This window comes from Sodalis sp. dw_96, from assembly GCF_018449575.1.
Classification (GTDB): Bacteria; Pseudomonadota; Gammaproteobacteria; order Enterobacterales; family Enterobacteriaceae; genus Acerihabitans.
Window position 1 is genome coordinate 1 of the sequence record NZ_JAAVUT010000015.1, and the last position, 17,533, is coordinate 17,533.

Below are 17,533 nucleotides of genomic sequence, written 5' to 3' on the forward strand. Positions count from 1 at the left end.
GCCCGCTATCACTGAAGCCTGAAGGCCCGCGATCACCGAGCCTGCAACAAACCTGTTAAAGGGAGAGCGCGCCGATGAGGTCGAAGCGGGCGTGGTTTTTCCGCCCGCCGGAGTGCCTCATGGCACGCTAGGCCCGCTATCACTGAAGCCTGAAGGCCCGCGATCACTGAAGCGTGAAGGCACGCAATCACCGAGCCTGCAACGAACGTCTTAACGCGGCCGGCCCGCCGCACACGGGCCAAAACTCAGCTCAGCAGGGTTTTCAGCGCACCGCCGATATCCGCCAGGCTGCGGACGGTTTTCACCCCCGCGGCTTCCAGGGCGGCGAATTTCTCATCCGCGGTACCCTTGCCGCCGGCGATAATCGCGCCGGCATGGCCCATGCGCTTACCTTTCGGCGCGGTAACCCCGGCGATATAACCCACCACCGGTTTGGTAACATGCTCCTTGATATAAGCGGCGGCTTCTTCTTCCGCGCTGCCGCCGATTTCACCAATCATGACGATGGCTTCGGTCTGCGGATCCTGCTGGAACAGCTTCAAAATATCGATAAAGCTCGAGCCGGGTATCGGGTCGCCGCCGATACCGACGCAGCTGGATTGGCCCAGCCCGGTATCCGTGGTCTGCTTGACCGCTTCATAGGTCAGCGTGCCGGAGCGTGAAACAATTCCCACCCGGCCAGGTTTATGGATATGACCCGGCATGATGCCGATCTTGCATTCACCGGGGGTGATCACACCCGGACAGTTCGGCCCGATCATACGGGAACCGCTCTGCTCCAGCTTAGCTTTTACCACCAGCATATCCAGAGTGGGAATACCCTCGGTGATACAGATAATCAGCTCAATGCCGGCATCCACGGCTTCCAGAATGGAATCCTTGCAAAACGGCGCGGGAACATAGATAACCGAGGCGGTGGCGCCGGTTTTCTCCACGGCTTCACGCACGGTATTAAATACCGGCAGGCCGAGATGCTGAGTGCCGCCTTTGCCCGGCGTGACGCCGCCAACCATCTTGGTGCCGTAGGCCAACGCCTGCTCAGAATGAAACGTTCCCTGGCTGCCGGTAAAACCCTGGCAAATCACTTTGGTATTTTTATCGATTAAAATGGACATTATTTCCCCTCCACCGCGGCAACGGCTTGCTGCGCCGCGTCGGTCAGACTGGTGGCGGCAATGATATTCAGACCGCTGTCCGCCAGAATTTTGGCGCCCAGCTCGGCATTATTGCCCTCAAGGCGCACCACCACCGGCACGTTAACCCCCACGTCCGCCACCGCGCCGATGATGCCTTCGGCAATCAGATCACAGCGCACGATGCCGCCGAAAATATTCACCAGCACCGCTTTGACGTTTTCATCGGACAGGATGATCTTGAACGCCTCGGTCACGCGCTCCTTGGTGGCGCCGCCGCCGACGTCAAGAAAGTTGGCCGGCGAGCCGCCGTGCAGCTTGACGATATCCATGGTGCCCATGGCCAGGCCGGCGCCGTTAACCATGCAACCGATATTGCCGTCCAGGGCCACGTAATTCAGCTCCCACTGCGCCGCCTGCGCCTCGCGGGCGTCTTCCTGGCTCTTATCGCGCATTTCGCGCAGTTCAGGCTGGCGGAACAGGGCGTTGCCGTCGGCGCTCAGCTTACCGTCCAGGCAGACCAGATTGCCTTCGGTGGTGATAACCAGCGGATTGATTTCCACCAGTGCCAGATCCCGCTCCAAAAACAGCGCGGCGAGACCCATGAAGATTTTAGTGAACTGCCCGACCTGCTTGCCGGACAATCCCAGCTTGAACGCCAGCTCACGTCCCTGGAAGGGCTGCGGACCGGTAAGAGGGTCCAGCGCCACCTTATGAATCAGATGCGGCGTTTCGTCGGCGACCTTTTCAATTTCCACGCCGCCTTCGGTGGAGGCCATGAACACCACGCGACGGGAGCCGCGATCCACTACCGCCCCGAGATAAAGCTCTTTAGCGATATCGGTTGCGGCTTCCACCAGAATCTGATGAACCGGCTGGCCCAAGGCGTCCGTTTGATAGGTCACCAGGCGTTTACCCAGCCAGTTTTCGGCAAAGGCGCGAATTTCTTCTTTGCTATTGACGACTTTTACGCCGCCGGATTTGCCGCGCCCGCCCGCATGCACCTGGCATTTTACCACCCAGGGACCGGCACCGATTTTCGAGGCGGATTCTTCCGCTTCCCGTGGCGTGGTGCACGCAAAACCCGTGGGGGCAGGCAGACCATACCGAGCAAAAAGCTGTTTTGCCTGATATTCATGTAAATTCATGATGTTTATCCATCTTCGTCTGGGAATGTAGGCGGCGGAGTGCAACCTGCCACCATTAAAGTGTACCGCGCCATGATAAGAGTACTGTCCGGGGCGAAACCCGGATACGGCGGCGCCGTATCCGTTATCGACTATACGTCCAGCAGCAAACGGGTGGGATCCTCCAGCATCTCCTTGATGGTCACCAGGAAGCTGACGGATTCCTTACCGTCGATCAACCGGTGATCATAAGACAGGGCGAGATACATCATGGGAAGGATAACCACCTGGCCGTTCACCGCCATCGGGCGATCCTTGATGGCATGCATGCCCAGGATAGCGCTTTGCGGCGGATTGATGATAGGCGTGGACATCAGTGAACCGAATACGCCGCCATTGGTAATGGTAAAGTTACCGCCGGTAAGCTCTTCCACCTTCAGTTTGCCGTCGCGGCCTTTTACCGCCAGTTCCTTGATGCTTTTTTCCACATCGCCCATGCCTAAGGCATCCACATCGCGCAACACCGGCGTCACCAGGCCGCGAGGGGTGGAAACCGCAATGCTGATATCGAAATAGTTATGGTAAACCACATCCTCGCCGTCAATGGAGGCGTTCACTTCCGGGAAACGCTTGAGCCCTTCCACCACCGCTTTGATATAAAAAGACATAAACCCAAGGCGGATACCGTGGCGTTTTTCAAAGGCGTCGCCGTACTGCTTACGCAGATCCATGATGGGTTGCATATTGACTTCATTAAACGTCGTCAACATGGCCGTGCTGTTCTTGGCTTCCAGCAACCGTTCGGCCACCCGTTTGCGCAAACGGGTCATCGGCACGCGTTTTTCACTGCGGCTGCCGAGGGCAGGCAGGGCGGCGGGAGTCGCGGTGGTGGTTACCGCCGGCGCGGGTGCCGGAGCGGCCGGGGCGGTTTCCGGTTTACGCGCCAGGTGTTTTTCAACATCCTCACGGGTAATTCGGCCGCCGACGCCGCTGCCTTTAATCTGGTCGGCTTTCAGGTCGTGCTCGGCAATCAGGCGCCGGATGGCCGGGCTGATGGCTTCATTGCTTTCATCTTGCAGTCCGGCGGTGTACCGCTGCGCCGGGGTGGACTCTTTGCTCTGGGCCTTTTCGGAGGTTTCCTGGCCGGTACTGTCCCCTGGGCGTAAACGTCCCAGCACCTGACGGGAGGTGACGGTGGAGCCTTCGTCCTCCAGTAGGGTATCCAGCACGCCCGCCTCGGGCGCCGGCACTTCCAGTACCACTTTGTCGGTCTCTATTTCCACCAGCACCTCGTCACGCTGGACGCTGTCGCCGGGCTTTTTATGCCAGGTGGCAACGGTCGCATCGGCAACCGACTCAGGAAGATCAGGAACCAGAATATCTACGCTACTCATTATCAATCCTTATATTTAATTAACGTTCAGCGCGTCATTAACCAGATTTTTTTGTTGTGTCTGGTGCACGGACAAATACCCAACCGCCGGCGAGGCGGAAGCCGGGCGTCCCGCGTAACGTAGCGATGCGCCAAAAGAAATAACTTCCCGGAAATGATGCTGGCTACAGTACCAGGCACCCTGATTCAGGGGCTCTTCCTGACACCAGACAAAATCCTGCACATGGGAAAAAGGTTTCAGGGCAGCCTGCACCGCCTGGTGCGGGAACGGATAAAGCTGCTCTATGCGCACGATAGCCACGTCTTCCTGACCGTTTTTCCGGCGCTGGTCCAACAAATCATAATAAACTTTACCGGAGCACAGCACGACGCGTTTTACGCCTTGCGGATCCAGCGGGTCGATTTCACCGATGGCCGGCTGGAAGCTCCCGTGCGCCAGCTCTTCCAGGGAAGAAATGGCCATCGGATGGCGTAACAGCGACTTCGGTGACATGACAATCAGCGGGCGGCGCATATTGCGCAGCGCCTGACGCCGCAGCATATGGTAAACCTGAGCCGGGGTGGAGGGGACGCAGACCTGCATATTCTGCTCGGCGCAGAGCTGCAGATAGCGTTCCAGCCTGGCGGAGGAGTGTTCCGGCCCCTGCCCTTCATAACCGTGGGGCAACAGCATGACCAGCCCGCACATCCGGCCCCACTTTTGTTCCCCGGAGCTGATGAACTGATCGATAACCACCTGGGCGCCGTTGGCGAAATCACCGAACTGCGCTTCCCAGATGACCAGAGTGCGGGGTTCGGCGGTGGCATAACCGTATTCAAACGCCAACACCGCTTCTTCCGATAACACTGAATCCCACACACGGAATTTACCCTGGCCGTTATGGACATGCGCCAGGGGCGTATAGGTGGATCCGTTTTTCTGGTTATGCACCACCGCCTGACGGTGGAAAAACGTCCCGCGGGCGGTATCCTCGCCGGATAGCCGAATGGGTACGCCTTCATCCACCAGCGTGGCGTAAGCCAGGGTTTCGGCGCCGCCCCAGTCAAAAGGTTTGCTGCCGGCCGCCATCAAGGCGCGATCGCCGTAGATCTTCGCCACCCGGGGCTGCATTTCCACCCCGTCAGGCACTTCACTGATGCGCCGGGCCAATTCCCCCAGGCGTTTAACATCCACCTGGCTGGTATAGGCTTCGTCCCATTCATGGTTCAGGTAGGGAGACCAGGTGAACGAATGCATGTTCATCGGCCGCCACTCCTGCACCACGCACTCGCCGCGATCGAGCGCATCGCGATAGAGATTCACCATTTCGGTGGCGTCCTCCAGGGAGGCGATATGCGCGTGTTCCAGCCGGTCGGCATAGATTTTACGCGGTGTCGGGTGTTTTTTAATCTTGTTGTACATGATCGGCTGCGTGGCGCTGGGTTCGTCCGCTTCATTATGACCGTGACGGCGATAACAGACCAGATCGATCATGACGTCGCGCTTGAACGTATTGCGGAAATCCAGCGCAACCCGGGTGACAAACGCCACCGCTTCCGGATCGTCGGCGTTGACATGAAATATCGGCGCCTGCACCATTTTGGCGATGTCGGTACAGTACTGCGTCGAACGGGCATCCTGGGGATTGGAGGTGGTGAAGCCCACTTGGTTGTTCACCACAACCCGCACGGTGCCGCCGACGTCGTAGCCACGGGCTTTCGACATGTTCAGGGTTTCCTGCACCACGCCCTGGCCACTGATGGCCGCATCGCCGTGCAGGGTGATGGGCAGTACCATCCGGGTGCTTTGTTCATTGAGCCGGTCGATACGGGCACGTACCGAACCCTCCACCACCGGACTGACGATTTCCAGGTGGGACGGGTTGAACGCCAGCGCCAGATGAACGATGCCGCCGTCGGTTTCCACATCGGAGGAGAAACCCTGGTGGTATTTGACATCGCCGGTGCCCAGATGCTCTTTGTGCTTACCGGCGAATTCATCGAACAAGTCCTGGGTTTTCTTGCCCAGCACATTGATCAAGACGTTCAGTCGGCCGCGATGGGCCATGCCCAGCACCACTTCCCGGGTACCGTTGATACCGGCATAACGAATCATTTCCTTCAGCATCGGTATCAGCGCATCGCCCCCTTCCAGGGAGAAGCGCTTGGCGCCGGGGAATTTGGCCCCTAAATAGCGTTCGATGCCTTCCGCCGCCGTCAATTCGGTGAGGAAGCGTTTTTTCTCTTCCACCGTGAAACTCGGCTGGCCCACCACAGATTCGATATGCTGCTGAATCCAGCGTTTCTCTTCGGTGTTGGTGATATGCATGTATTCGGCGCCGATTGAACCGCAATAGGTTTGTTTCAGCGCTTCATACAGATCCGCCAGCTTCATGGTCTCTTTGCCGATGGCAAAGGAACCTACGTTGAAGGTTTGCTGGAAATCGGCTTCGGTCAGATTATGGAATGCCGGGTTCAGGTCCGGTACGGTTTCCTGTTTCCACAACCCCAGCGGATCGAGATTGGCGTGCTGGTGACCGCGAAAACGGAAAGCATTGATCAATTGCAGGACTTTTACCTGCTTGGAGTCGATGTCCGGATCGTTTACCGATGAGGTATAGCGCGAGGCATCTTTCGCCAGGCGACGGAAATAGTCCCGGGTTTTGGAATGGAGCTGGTCAGGACTGACCCCCGCGGTAGGTAGCTGTTTGAATATCTTGCTCCAGCTATCGTCAACAGAGTCAGGATCCGTTAAAAAATCTTCATAGAGCTGCTCTATGTAGGACTGGTTCGCCCCCGCCAGGTAGGAGGAATCCAGCCAGGCCTTCATTGCGCCGTTCTGCATTATGATCCCTTAAGCTGTTTAGCTTCAGTTTTCGCCGTGGTTATCATGTTTGGGATAACGTTTAAGCGGTTCAAGCGGTGAATTACCTACCCACAGTCGGCGTAAATAACCAACCCGAAGGAACCTTTGAAAAGCGGCGGACGTTGTAAGACGCCGGTAGCCGGTTTTCAAAGGCTTCCTGCCTGTTCACCCGAGGGCATCGGGCCTAGCCGGCCAAGGGGCACTTCGGCGGCCTTCGCCGCTACGACCCCTTTGGCGTGCTCTCACGATGCTCGGCATTTTTGCCCGAGTTCATCGGGCCTAGCCCGCCAAGGGGCGCTTCGGCGGCCTTCGCCGCTACGACCCCTTCGGCGTGATCTCCCGATGTTCGGCATTTTTGCCCGAGTTCATCGGGCCTAGCCCGCCAAGGGGCGCTTCGGCGGCTTTTGCCGCTACGACCCCTACGGCGTGCTCTCCCGATGTTCGGCATTTTTGCCGGTCCATATCCATCAAGCGCTGTACTGCACCAGCATGCTCTTTATATGTCCGATGGCCTTGGTGGGGTTGAGTCCCTTGGGGCATACGTTGACACAATTCATGATGCTGTGGCACCGGAATACGCTGAAAGCATCGTTCAAATCATCCAGCCGCGCGGCCTGTTCGGTGTCGCGGCTGTCAATCAGGAAACGATAGGATGCCAGCAACCCGGCCGGACCGATGAACTTGTCCGGATTCCACCAGTACGAGGGACAGGCGGTGGAGCAACAGGCGCACAAGATACATTCATATAACCCGTCCAGCTTCGCCCGCTCATCCGGGCTTTGCAGATGCTCCCGCGCCGGCGGATTCCTACCGTTATTCAATAAGTAAGGCTTTATCTTTTCATACTGGGCATAGAATTGCCCCATGTCCACCACCAAATCGCGCACCACCGGCAGCCCCGGCAGCGGACGGATGACGATTTTGTTATTGCCCTTGCGCAAAGCAGACACCGGCGTGATGCAGGCCAGGCCGTTTTTGCCGTTCATATTGACCCCGTCGGAACCGCAAACCCCTTCGCGGCAGGAACGTCTGAACGCCAGTGTCGGATCCTTTTCTTTCAATTGGATTAACGCGTCCAGCAGCATCATGTCATGGCCCTCTTCGAGCTCCAACTGATACTCCTGCATACGCGGCTTGTCGTCCATATCAGGATTATAGCGATAAACCGAAAATTCGACTTTCATCAGTTAAAATCCTCCGCCCTTAATAGGTACGCACTTTCGGCGGAAACGCCGGGCGCAGTGTCGGTTGCATGTTCACCTCACGCCGGGTCATGGTGTCGCTTTCCGGCAGATACAGGCTGTGGCACAACCAGTGGGCGTCATCGCGGTCCGGGAAATCGAACCGACTGTGCGCGCCGCGGCTTTCCGTGCGGTAATTGGCCGCGACCGCGGTGGAGTATGCGGTTTCCATCAGGTTATCCAGCTCCAGGCACTCCACCCGCTGGGTGTTGAATTCCGTGGAGGTGTCGTCCAGACGGGCATGGTGCAGCCGTTCGCGAATCTCTTTGAGCTCCGCCAGGCCCTTGGCCATCGCGTCGCCTTCACGGAACACCGAGAAATTATTTTGCATGCAGGCCTGCAGCGCTTTGCGGATGGTAACCGGATCTTCGCCGGTGCGATTGTCGTTCCAACGGTGATAACGCGCCAGGGAGGCCTCGATGTCGTCTTGGCCGGCATCGCGAAACGCCCCCTGCTCGGCGAGGGATTCTTGCAGATGCATACCCGCCGAACGGCCGAACACCACCAGATCCAGCAGGGAATTTCCCCCCAGGCGGTTGGCGCCGTGCACCGAAACGCAGGCGATTTCACCCACCGCGAACAGCCCCGGAATGACCACGTCCTTGCCCTCGGCATCCACCGTCACGGCCTGGCCGGTGACCTTGGTGGGGATCCCTCCCATCATGTAATGACAGGTAGGGATAACCGGGATGGGTTCCTTGATGGGATCCACATGGGCAAAGGTACGGGAAAGCTCGAGGATACCGGGCAGACGGGATTCAAGGACCTCTTTGCCCAGATGATCCAACTTCAGTTTCACATGGGGGCCCAAGGGTCCGTCGCAGCCGCGGCCTTCGCGAATCTCGATCATGATGGAGCGGGCGACCACATCGCGCCCCGCCAGATCCTTGGCATTCGGCGCATAGCGTTCCATGAAGCGTTCACCATCTTTGTTCAGCAGGTATCCGCCCTCGCCGCGACAGCCTTCGGTCACCAGCACCCCCGCGCCGGCGATGCCGGTGGGGTGGAATTGCCACATCTCCATGTCCTGCACCGGCACGCCGGCGCGCAGCGCCATGCCGATACCGTCGCCGGTATTGATATGGGCATTGGTGGTGGACTGGTAAATGCGCCCGGCGCCGCCGGTGGCCAATATGGTGGCCTTGGCCTTGAAATAGACCACCTCGCCGGTTTCGATACAGAGCGCGGTGCAGCCGACAAAAGCGCCGTCCTGGTTTTTCACCAGATCCAGCGCATACCATTCGGAAAAGATGGTGGTGTGGTTTTTCAGGTTCTGCTGATACAGCGTATGCAATAACGCATGCCCGGTACGGTCGGCGGCGGCGGCGGTGCGCGCCGCCTGTTCGCCGCCATAATTCCGGGACTGGCCGCCAAACGGACGCTGATAAATGCGGCCGTCGTCCAGCCTTGAAAACGGTAAACCCATATGTTCAAGTTCCAGCACCGCCTCCGGGCCGGTTTTGCACATATATTCTATGGCATCCTGATCGCCGATGTAATCGGACCCTTTCACGGTGTCATACATATGCCATTGCCAATCGTCCTCATGGGTATTGCCCAGCGCGACGGTAATCCCCCCCTGCGCTGAGACGGTATGGGAACGGGTGGGAAATACTTTTGATACCAGGGCGCAAGAGAGGCCCATTTTGGAAATTTGCAAAGCAGCGCGCATTCCGGCGCCCCCTGCCCCGACGACCACAGCGTCAAATTCTCTCACCGGCAAATTCATTTACGCACCCCACACCACGACTGTTCCATAAAGTAAATACACCATTAATACAATGACGATGGCCAATTGCAGCAGCAGGCGCAGCGGCAGTAATTTGATGTAATCCGTTAATACCTGCCACATGCCGATCCAGGTGTGCACCAAGACCGAAAACAGCGTAAGCAGGGTGAATACTTTCGTCATGGGTAAAGTGAAGAAACCGCGCCAGACATCATAAGTCAGGGTATTGGCGAACAGGATAAAACCCAGCATATAAATGATGTAAAGGCAGATGACTATGGCGGAAGCGCGAACCAGCAACCATTCATGGACTCCGTTGCGTCCCAGTGCCGAAGCATTACTTACCATACGAGTACTCCAGCCAAAATTGAAAGCACGACAGTGATCACAAATGTAACATTTGCCGTCATCGCACCCATGGCAAATGTCTCATCCAGATAGCCGAAATCCATTAGCATGTGCCGGATTCCGCCCACCGCATGATAAGCCAGCGCGGTCAAAATCCCCCAAATAATGAATTTAACGATAAAGCTATCCATCATGGCGGCCGCCTGGCTGAACCCGTCGGCGGAGGAAAGAGACAAGCCGAGTATCCATAGCAAGATGCCTACTGCCACGAACATTATGACACCGGTAACACGGTGAAGAATGGATGCTATTGCAGTAACGGGAAACCGGATCGTTTGCAGATCCAAGTTGATAGGTCTTTGTTTTTTCACGGTTTTGCCCACACAGCTATTATTATTTTTCCTTCCTCCGGTCCTGGCTGGATCAGACAGCGTTAAGGTAGACAAAGCCACGTCATGTGCTCAAAACCAAATCCCTTTTGCGTAAATGACGCGTTAAATAACGCTGGGTGCTCCTACAACAGGGACTTCCGGAGACCTTAGCGAAGTATAGGGCTTTCACATAATGATTACAATTACCCTACAATTTGTTTGGTAACATTTGGGCCATTTAGTGACCTGGATCACGTATTTTACATTTGCCCCAAATTCCTATAACTACATTGACAAAAAAGCAACAATTTGATTACAAATAGTCCCCGCAATATGCTATAAGTAACAGATGCAATGCAATGAGACTTCCGCCTCGTCCAAGTTTATGCAACAGTGTAAAGTGCATCCTAATCATTTGGGTTAAGATGACTTTATATAGCTAAAATTAACACCAATAAATCTTTAACATCCGAGGATCGCCGTTCTTTCATCCTGAACGGGAATAACTTGCACCATCCTTAAGCTCTGTACCCTGCACATCGTTAAGCCAGAGCTACGGGCTGACAACAAACGCAAGGCCCCGCAGGCATGCCGGTACCCGATGATGGAAGATTTATCAAATAAGCGCTAAGGAGAATGTAATGGCTGACAATAAAGCGACGTTAACCCTACCCGGTGAAGCGCCAATCGAACTGGATGTGCTGCAAGGCACGCTGGGCGAAAAGGAAATCGATATTCGTAGCCTGGGCAACAAGGGTTATTTCACCTACGATCCCGGATACACTTCTACCGCATCCTGTGAATCAAAAATTACCTATATTGACGGCGATGAAGGTATCTTACTGCATCGCGGCTACCCCATCGATCAGCTGGCATTGAACTCAACGTTTCTCGAAGTCTGCTATATCCTGCTGAACGGTGAAACCCCCACTCCGGAACAATACGAAGAATTCCGCACCATTGTGACCCGTCATACTATGGTGCATGAACAGATCACCCGCTTGTTTAACGGCTTTCGCCGCGATTCGCATCCGATGGCGGTTCTGTGCGGTGTCACCGGCGCGCTGGCGGCGTTTTATCATGATTCGCTGGATGTCAATGTCGAGCGCCACCGTGAAATCGCCGCATTCCGTCTGCTGTCCAAAATGCCCACCGTGGCCGCCATGTGTTACAAATACTCCATCGGCCAGCCGTTCATTTATCCCCGTAACGACCTTTCCTATGCCGGTAATTTCCTGCATATGATGTTCGCTACCCCTTGCGAAAACTATGAAATCAACCCGGTGCTGGAACGCGCCATGGATCGCATCCTCATCCTGCATGCGGACCATGAGCAAAATGCCTCCACGTCCACCGTGCGTACCGCGGGTTCGTCGGGAGCCAACCCCTTCGCCTGTATCGCGGCGGGCATCGCATCTTTATGGGGACCGGCCCATGGCGGCGCTAATGAAGCCTGTCTACGCATGCTCGAAGAAATCGACACCGTCGAGAACATCCCTTCCTTTATTAAACGCGCCAAGGATAAAAACGACTCCTTCCGTTTGATGGGCTTCGGTCATCGGGTATATAAAAACTACGATCCACGCGCCACCGTGATGCGTGAAACTTGCCATGAAGTGCTTAAAGAGCTGCAATTGAACGATAATTTGCTGGCGGTAGCGATGGAATTGGAACATATCGCATTGCACGACCCGTACTTCATTGAAAAGAAACTTTATCCCAATGTGGATTTCTATTCCGGCATCATTCTGAAAGCCATGGGCATCCCGGCATCCATGTTTACCGTGATTTTCGCCATGTCGCGCACCGTGGGCTGGATTGCCCATTGGAAAGAGATGCACGACGACGGCGTCAAAATTGCCCGTCCGCGCCAGCTTTATACCGGTTACGATAAACGGGAATTCAAGTCGCAGATCAAATAAGATTGCTGTGGCAAACGCCGCTTAAAGCGGCGTGAGCTTGTTCGCAAAGTGTCCGGCCGGGACAGGCTGCCAGATCGTAAACACGCCGTGAATACGTCCCTGTTGGCTCGATCCGCGCCATCCTTGGCGCGGACGGTTTACTCTTCTGGCAGCCTGTCCCGACTTATTGACTCCGAATACTTTTGTCTGCAGTCTGGCGCCGCTTAACGCGGCGTTTTCATTTTGTCAGCCCGGTAAAGAAGCCGACTTTTGACCTCAACTAACCGCCCCGCCGCCGATGGGCAGATCCCTTTCCACCGTGAGAGCGGTTTGCAGGGCAATTTCCAGCCCCGCGTGCATGGTTTCCAGCGCCATGCTGGGAGCATTGGCTACGGCCGCCGCCTGCTGCGGCAGATAAGGCAGATGAATAAATCCTCCTTTGACCGGTGCGGACATTTGCGCCAGCCGATGGAGCAGCGCGTACATCACATGGTTGCAGACAAAGGTGCCGGCGCTTTGGGAAACCCCGGCCGGAACGCCGGCGTCCCGCAGGGATTTTACCATCGCTTTTATCGGCACCGTGGCGAAATACGCCGCCGGACCGCCGGGGACCACCGGAACGTCGATGGGCTGCCGGTGGTTATTGTCGGCAATACGCGCGTCATCCACGTTGATGGCCACCCGCTCGACGGAGATCCGGTGCCGGCCCCCCGCCAGGCCCACCGCCAGCACCAGCGACGGCCGGTAACGATCGATGGCTTCATTCAAGACCTGGGCTGAGAGGCCGAAAACGCAGGGCAATTGGCATACCGCCACGTCAGCCGTACCGAGCCGCCGCCCCTCGAACTGTTTCACTACTTCCCAGGAGGGGTTTATCCCGTCGCCGCCAAAAGGCTCGAAACCGGTAAGTAATACTCTATTCATGAACGTTCCTCATCGCCTGAAGCAAGACCATAACCACCAAATTCACCCATCGCCTAAACCGAGACCCTTACCACCCAATTCACCCATTGCTTTAATCGAGACCGTTCCCACCCAATTCATCCATCACCTTTACCGAGACCCTGCTCGTGCTCGCGCACGAAATTTCACAGCATAAAATACATCAGCGCCACGTTCGCCAGCAGCAGCGCCAGGCCGGTGGGAATCTGTGCTTTGATTACCGCGTTTCGGTCGGGCAGCTCCAGCAAGGCCGCCGGGACCAAATTAAAATTCGCCGCCATGGGGGTCATCAGGGAGCCGCAATAGCCGGAAAACATGCCGACAGCGGCCATGACCGCCGGATTGCCCCCGTGCTGCACCACCAGAATCGGAATACCGATACCGGCGGCCACAATGGGAAACGCGGCAAATGCATTGCCCATCACCATGGTCAGGATGGCCATACCGACACAAAAGACCACCACGGCGATAAGGCGATTATCCACCGCCAGATAGGTCTCGGTGAGATGCGAAACGGCCGTGCCGACGCCGGCGCTGGTAAATAGCAGGCCGAGGGTGGCGAGAATCTGCGGCAGAATAAAGGCCCAGCCGATGGAATCCAGCAGCCGGCGGGATTCCTGGATAGATTGCAACGGTCGGTCGCGAGTGAATTTTATGGCCAGCACCAGGCCGATAATACAGCCCAGGGTAATGGAAAACAGGGTAATCAGGGTGGAGTGGTTGCCCGCGCCAAACAGCGCCTGTTGCCAGGAGGGCATATTATTCAGTATCAACACCCCCGCCACGGTCACCACCGGTATGGCCAGTGCCGGGACAAACAGCAGGTTGCCCAAACGTTGGGCGCTCTGTTCCCGCTGCTGTCGGCTGGGTTGATGATAGCTGCCCAGCCTTACTCCGCCAAAACCGGCAATCAGGGCCAGCAGGACCACTAAACCGCCGATAAGCCTATGCAACGTCTGTTGCGGATCCATACCCGGGCCGGCGATCCGCGCCATGAGAGTGACGCTCCAATCGCCGATAAGAAATACCAGCCCGTACAGTCCCCAGAACGCTCCGGTGAACCACCTGCGCGGGTTGGTCTTGTCCCTTAGGGACAAGACTCCGACCAGCAGCAGCAGTACGCCCGCCAGCCAATAGAGGTAATCCTGTTGAAAGGTCATTTTTCCGCCCTCGTCGCAGACAGCGTGCCCTGTTTTACCGGGCCCAGTAGTTCGTCCATCTGCTTATCCAGGCGGTGCAGGCGATAGGCGTGGATCAGGAAAGCACAGATGGCGGTGGGAATACCGTAGAACGCAATATGCATCGGCTCGGTCTGGATACCGGCGGATTCCAGCAGGAAATTATGCATAAACAGGATGGCGCCGAACGCCACGAAGATATCCTCGCCAAAAAACAAGCCGACGTTATCGGTGGCCGCCGCCATGGCACGCAGCCGATACCGCACCTCCCGCGGCAAATCGCCGTGACGGTTTTCAACCGCGCCTTCGGCCATGGGCGCCAGCAGCGGACGCACCATTTGCGGATGCCCTCCCAGGCTGGTGAGGCCCATGGCGGCCGTCAATTCGCGCGCCAGGAGATAAATGATCAGCAGCCGGCCGGCGGTGGCGTTTTTGATTTTAGCAATCCAGCTTTGCCCATGTTCCTTGAGACCATGCCGTTCCAGCAAGCCGATGGTCGCCAAGGGTATCAGCAAGATAAACGCCAGGTTACGGGTGGCTAAAAATCCCGAACCGAGTTTGTCCAGAATATCCCCGACGGACATATGCGCCGTCAGCCCGGTAATGACACCGGCGATGATCACCACCAATACCGCGTTTAAGCGTAATAAAAAACCACAGATGATGGCCAAGATACCCAATAACGGCCATAAATTTACCGCTTGTTGCATGTGCGTACCCTCTTGAAAAGTTCAGCTTTGGGCTTATATAAGCTCGTATCGGGCTAAGGTATCGCTAAATGATTCGGTCGGGAGATAGGGAATACTTATGGCAGGGTATCGGGATCGGGGCACAAGAAAACCCTGGCGAATGATGGGAATCGGATGGCGGGGATATCCGTTGGCGATCTCACCGCCGTGGAAGGTTTAGCTGACGTTCAGCCTGCGGCAATCACGATGCCCCGCTGCTCCAGGGCGGCGCGGATCCTGCGGGCGAACGCCAGCGCATGGACGCCGTCGCCATGGAGGCAGACGGTATCCGCCCGTACGGTGATCCACTCCCCTTCACGGGTTTGCACCTGGCCGTTCTGCACCATGGTCAAGGTATGAGCCAGGGACTGTTCCTCGTCCTCAATCAGCGCGTCCGTCTCGCCGCGCGGTACCAGCGTGCCGTCCCGGCGGTAATTCCGGTCGGCGAACACTTCGTGCCGGACCGTCAAACCCTGGCGCTCTCCGGCTTTGGTCAGTTCGCTGTCCGCCAGCCCTATCAGCCGCAGCGCCGGATCCACCGCTTTTATCCCGCGGGCGACGGCGTCGGCCAGCAGCGAATCCCGCGCCGACTGGTTGTAGAGCATGCCGTGCGGCTTGACGTGCACCATCCTGCCCCCTTCCGCCCGGATCAGCGCCGCCAGGGCGCCCAGTTGATAAACGATTTGGGCATAAACGGTTTCCGGTGGTAACGCCATGGCGCTGCGGCCGAAATTTTCCCGATCAGGAAAGCTGGGATGCGCGCCGATGGCGACGCCGTAGCGCAACGCCCATTTGATCGATTGCCGCATGCTGTCGGCGTCGCCGGCATGAAAGCCGCAAGCGATATTGGCCGAGCTCACCAGTTGCAACAAGGCCTGATCATTGGGGCTGCCCTCGCCCAAATCGGCATTCAAATCAATCATATCGGCTCCAGAATTTTCAGTTGCCAGGCTATCTGTTCCAGGTAGTGGGTTTGTTCAATCCAGGCGTCATGGGCTTCTTCCAGGGTGCAAAGCACGAAATGGATGGGTTCCCCCAAGCGAATCTGCGCCAGATGATACAAATCAGCCTCAATCACGCAGGCAATGCGCGGATAGCCGCCGGTGGTCTGTGCGTCCGCCAGCAGCACAATCGGCTGGCCGCTGTGTGGAACCTGCACCACGCCCGGCAATACGCCATGGGAATATAATTCACGCTCGGTATTGCGCTTGAGCGCCGGGCCCAGCAAGCGATACCCCATGCGGTTGCTTTGCGGACTGAGCTGCCAGCTTGTACGCCACAGGGCATCCTGGGAATCGGCGCTGAACTCACGGTATTCGGGGCCGGGCAGCGCGCGGACACGATTACCGAACAGCAGCTGACGGATACCAATCTGCCGTTCAGGCACCCTTTCCGGTTCCCCCGCCGGCAGCACATCGCCATCCTGGATCAAGCGGCCGGAACAGCCGCCGAAGCCGGCGCCAAGATCGGTGCTGCGGGAGCCGAGAACCTCCGGGATGTTAAACCCCCCGCTCACCGCCAGATAACTGCGCATACCGTGTTTCGGCGTCGACAGCTTCACCACCTGGCCCGGGCGTACCGGAAAACGCCATCCGGTCCAAAGGGGGCTGCCGTCCAGGTGGGCATGGCAATCCGCGCCGGTTAACGCCAGCCAGCCGGGAGCGGTTACCTGCGCGCTGAACTGACCGAGGGTGATTTCCAGCACGGCGTCATCCGGCCGGTTACCCACCAGCAGGTTGGCCAGTTTCATGGCCGGTTTGTCCAGCGCTCCCCCCGGACTGATGCCCAGGGCACGGTAACCGGTTCGGCCGCCGTCTTGTATCGAGGTCATGATGCCGGCATGCAATACGTTCAGCATATGCCCTCCTTTTGCGGGACAAAGCGGACGCTGTCGCCGGGCAACAGCAGCGTCGGCGGATTGGCGTCCGGACTGAACAGCCGGAGCGGCGTGCGGCCGATGATTTGCCAGCCGCCGGGGCTGGTCAGCGGATAGATTCCTGTCTGTTTGCCGCCGATACCCACCGAACCGGCGGGCACCGCCAGACGGGGTTCAGCGCGGCGCGGGACGGCAAGGCGTTCCGGCAAACCGCCGAGATAAGGAAAACCGGGCTGAAAACCGATAAAATAAACGTCGTAGGCGCTGTCTGCATGGCAAGACACCACGTCCCGGGGCGTCATGCCGGTGAGCTCAGCCACCCGATCCAGGTCGGGACCGTCGCCGCCGCCGTACATCACCGGAATGGAAACGCAACGGGGCTCGGGAATGACGGCACCGCTATCCTCCCACCAGCTCTGCAAGCGCTCAATGGCATCCAGCGCCAGCTGCTGGGGATTGGTCAGCAGCACGGTAAGATTATTCATGCCCGGGATCACCTCGCGCACGTCTTGGTGATGCATCAGACGTTCGGCAAGTCCCCATATCCGCCGCTGGCTGACCAGGGTTATGGGGGGTTCCAGCTCCAGCACCACCGCACTTTCACCCAATAAGTAACATCGAGCCCGTTGCAACCTCTCCTCCTGGGAACCCATGGCGGTTCCGTCTGGTGCATACCGGCAGAATGGTCCGGTAAAAAACTCGCAAATCAGCTAGCGAGCCG

15 protein-coding genes are annotated in these 17,533 nt (G+C 57.4%); 1 reads left to right on the forward strand and 14 read right to left on the reverse strand.

Features of this window, described 5'->3' with window-relative positions; all coding sequences use genetic code 11:
• Positions 1-245: 245 nt before the first annotated feature.
• From sucD to sdhC, 8 genes are all read right to left on the reverse strand, one after another.
• Positions 246-1,115, reverse strand: coding sequence for a succinate--CoA ligase subunit alpha (gene sucD / locus HB631_RS19070; RefSeq protein ID WP_213992771.1), 870 nt, complete (start codon positions 1,113-1,115; stop codon positions 246-248).
• A complete protein-coding gene (gene sucC, locus HB631_RS19075; RefSeq protein ID WP_213992772.1) occupies positions 1,115-2,281 on the reverse strand; it encodes an ADP-forming succinate--CoA ligase subunit beta in 1,167 nt (388 codons plus the stop codon). Before sucC ends, sucD begins: the two co-directional genes overlap by 1 nt.
• A 131-nt stretch (positions 2,282-2,412) precedes the next feature.
• Positions 2,413-3,654: a 2-oxoglutarate dehydrogenase complex dihydrolipoyllysine-residue succinyltransferase gene (odhB, locus tag HB631_RS19080; protein WP_213992773.1), complete on the reverse strand. Its 1,242-nt coding sequence runs from the start codon at positions 3,652-3,654 to the stop codon at positions 2,413-2,415.
• A 15-nt stretch (positions 3,655-3,669) separates the two neighbouring features.
• Entirely contained in the window at positions 3,670-6,477 is a 2,808-nt protein-coding gene (sucA, locus tag HB631_RS19085) for a 2-oxoglutarate dehydrogenase E1 component (RefSeq protein ID WP_213992774.1), read from the reverse strand.
• A gap of 488 nt (positions 6,478-6,965) precedes the next feature.
• Positions 6,966-7,682: a succinate dehydrogenase iron-sulfur subunit gene (locus HB631_RS19090; protein WP_213992775.1), complete on the reverse strand. Its 717-nt coding sequence runs from the start codon at positions 7,680-7,682 to the stop codon at positions 6,966-6,968.
• Positions 7,683-7,701: 19 nt separating this feature from the next.
• Positions 7,702-9,468, reverse strand: coding sequence for a succinate dehydrogenase flavoprotein subunit (gene sdhA / locus HB631_RS19095; RefSeq protein ID WP_213992776.1), 1,767 nt, complete (start codon positions 9,466-9,468; stop codon positions 7,702-7,704).
• The gene (gene sdhD / locus HB631_RS19100) at positions 9,469-9,816 is read right to left on the reverse strand and encodes a succinate dehydrogenase membrane anchor subunit (protein ID WP_213992777.1); all 348 of its coding nucleotides are present in this window, start codon (positions 9,814-9,816) and stop codon (positions 9,469-9,471) included.
• On the reverse strand, positions 9,810-10,199 hold the full coding sequence (gene sdhC / locus HB631_RS19105; RefSeq protein ID WP_213992875.1) for a succinate dehydrogenase cytochrome b556 subunit: 390 nt from the start codon (positions 10,197-10,199) through the stop codon (positions 9,810-9,812). The genes sdhD and sdhC overlap by 7 nt, the downstream gene beginning before the upstream one ends.
• A gap of 629 nt (positions 10,200-10,828) precedes the next feature.
• On the opposite strand from sdhC, the gene HB631_RS19110 reads away from it, so the two are divergent.
• Complete coding sequence (locus tag HB631_RS19110) at positions 10,829-12,109, forward strand: citrate synthase (RefSeq protein WP_213992778.1); 1,281 nt, start codon at positions 10,829-10,831, stop codon at positions 12,107-12,109.
• A 255-nt stretch (positions 12,110-12,364) separates the two neighbouring features.
• Here the strand turns inward: HB631_RS19110 and pcp are convergent, their stop codons facing one another.
• The 6 genes from pcp to pxpB all read right to left on the reverse strand — a co-directional run bounded on the left by pcp (position 12,365) and on the right by pxpB (position 17,444).
• Entirely contained in the window at positions 12,365-13,012 is a 648-nt protein-coding gene (gene pcp, locus HB631_RS19115) for a pyroglutamyl-peptidase I (RefSeq protein WP_213992779.1), read from the reverse strand.
• Between the two features lie 164 nt (positions 13,013-13,176).
• Complete coding sequence (locus tag HB631_RS19120) at positions 13,177-14,190, reverse strand: DUF979 domain-containing protein (protein WP_213992780.1); 1,014 nt, start codon at positions 14,188-14,190, stop codon at positions 13,177-13,179.
• The gene (locus HB631_RS19125; protein WP_213992781.1) at positions 14,187-14,918 is read right to left on the reverse strand and encodes a DUF969 domain-containing protein; all 732 of its coding nucleotides are present in this window, start codon (positions 14,916-14,918) and stop codon (positions 14,187-14,189) included. Before HB631_RS19125 ends, HB631_RS19120 begins: the two co-directional genes overlap by 4 nt.
• Positions 14,919-15,124: 206 nt before the next feature.
• The gene (pxpA, locus tag HB631_RS19130) at positions 15,125-15,859 is read right to left on the reverse strand and encodes a 5-oxoprolinase subunit PxpA (RefSeq protein WP_213992782.1); all 735 of its coding nucleotides are present in this window, start codon (positions 15,857-15,859) and stop codon (positions 15,125-15,127) included.
• On the reverse strand, positions 15,856-16,794 hold the full coding sequence (pxpC, locus tag HB631_RS19135) for a 5-oxoprolinase subunit PxpC (RefSeq protein WP_213992783.1): 939 nt from the start codon (positions 16,792-16,794) through the stop codon (positions 15,856-15,858). Before pxpC ends, pxpA begins: the two co-directional genes overlap by 4 nt.
• Complete coding sequence (pxpB, locus tag HB631_RS19140) at positions 16,788-17,444, reverse strand: 5-oxoprolinase subunit PxpB (RefSeq protein WP_213992784.1); 657 nt, start codon at positions 17,442-17,444, stop codon at positions 16,788-16,790. The genes pxpC and pxpB overlap by 7 nt, the downstream gene beginning before the upstream one ends.
• Positions 17,445-17,533: the final 89 nt, after the last annotated feature.

What these genes read in the sequence shown, in the direction of transcription:
- HB631_RS19125 (WP_213992781.1), bottom strand. Translation starts at nt 14,918, where the DNA reads ATGCAACAAGCGGTAAATTTATGGCCGTTATTGGGTATCTTGGCCATC.
- HB631_RS19090 (WP_213992775.1), bottom strand. Translation starts at nt 7,682, where the DNA reads ATGAAAGTCGAATTTTCGGTTTATCGCTATAATCCTGATATGGACGAC.
- sdhD (WP_213992777.1), bottom strand. Translation starts at nt 9,816, where the DNA reads ATGGTAAGTAATGCTTCGGCACTGGGACGCAACGGAGTCCATGAATGG.
- sucA (WP_213992774.1), bottom strand. Translation starts at nt 6,477, where the DNA reads ATGCAGAACGGCGCAATGAAGGCCTGGCTGGATTCCTCCTACCTGGCG.
- sucC (WP_213992772.1), bottom strand. Translation starts at nt 2,281, where the DNA reads ATGAATTTACATGAATATCAGGCAAAACAGCTTTTTGCTCGGTATGGT.
- sucD (WP_213992771.1), bottom strand. Translation starts at nt 1,115, where the DNA reads ATGTCCATTTTAATCGATAAAAATACCAAAGTGATTTGCCAGGGTTTT.
- HB631_RS19120 (WP_213992780.1), bottom strand. Translation starts at nt 14,190, where the DNA reads ATGACCTTTCAACAGGATTACCTCTATTGGCTGGCGGGCGTACTGCTG.
- pcp (WP_213992779.1), bottom strand. Translation starts at nt 13,012, where the DNA reads ATGAATAGAGTATTACTTACCGGTTTCGAGCCTTTTGGCGGCGACGGG.
- HB631_RS19110 (WP_213992778.1), top strand. Translation starts at nt 10,829, where the DNA reads ATGGCTGACAATAAAGCGACGTTAACCCTACCCGGTGAAGCGCCAATC.
- pxpC (WP_213992783.1), bottom strand. Translation starts at nt 16,794, where the DNA reads ATGCTGAACGTATTGCATGCCGGCATCATGACCTCGATACAAGACGGC.
- sdhA (WP_213992776.1), bottom strand. Translation starts at nt 9,468, where the DNA reads ATGAATTTGCCGGTGAGAGAATTTGACGCTGTGGTCGTCGGGGCAGGG.
- pxpA (WP_213992782.1), bottom strand. Translation starts at nt 15,859, where the DNA reads ATGATTGATTTGAATGCCGATTTGGGCGAGGGCAGCCCCAATGATCAG.
- odhB (WP_213992773.1), bottom strand. Translation starts at nt 3,654, where the DNA reads ATGAGTAGCGTAGATATTCTGGTTCCTGATCTTCCTGAGTCGGTTGCC.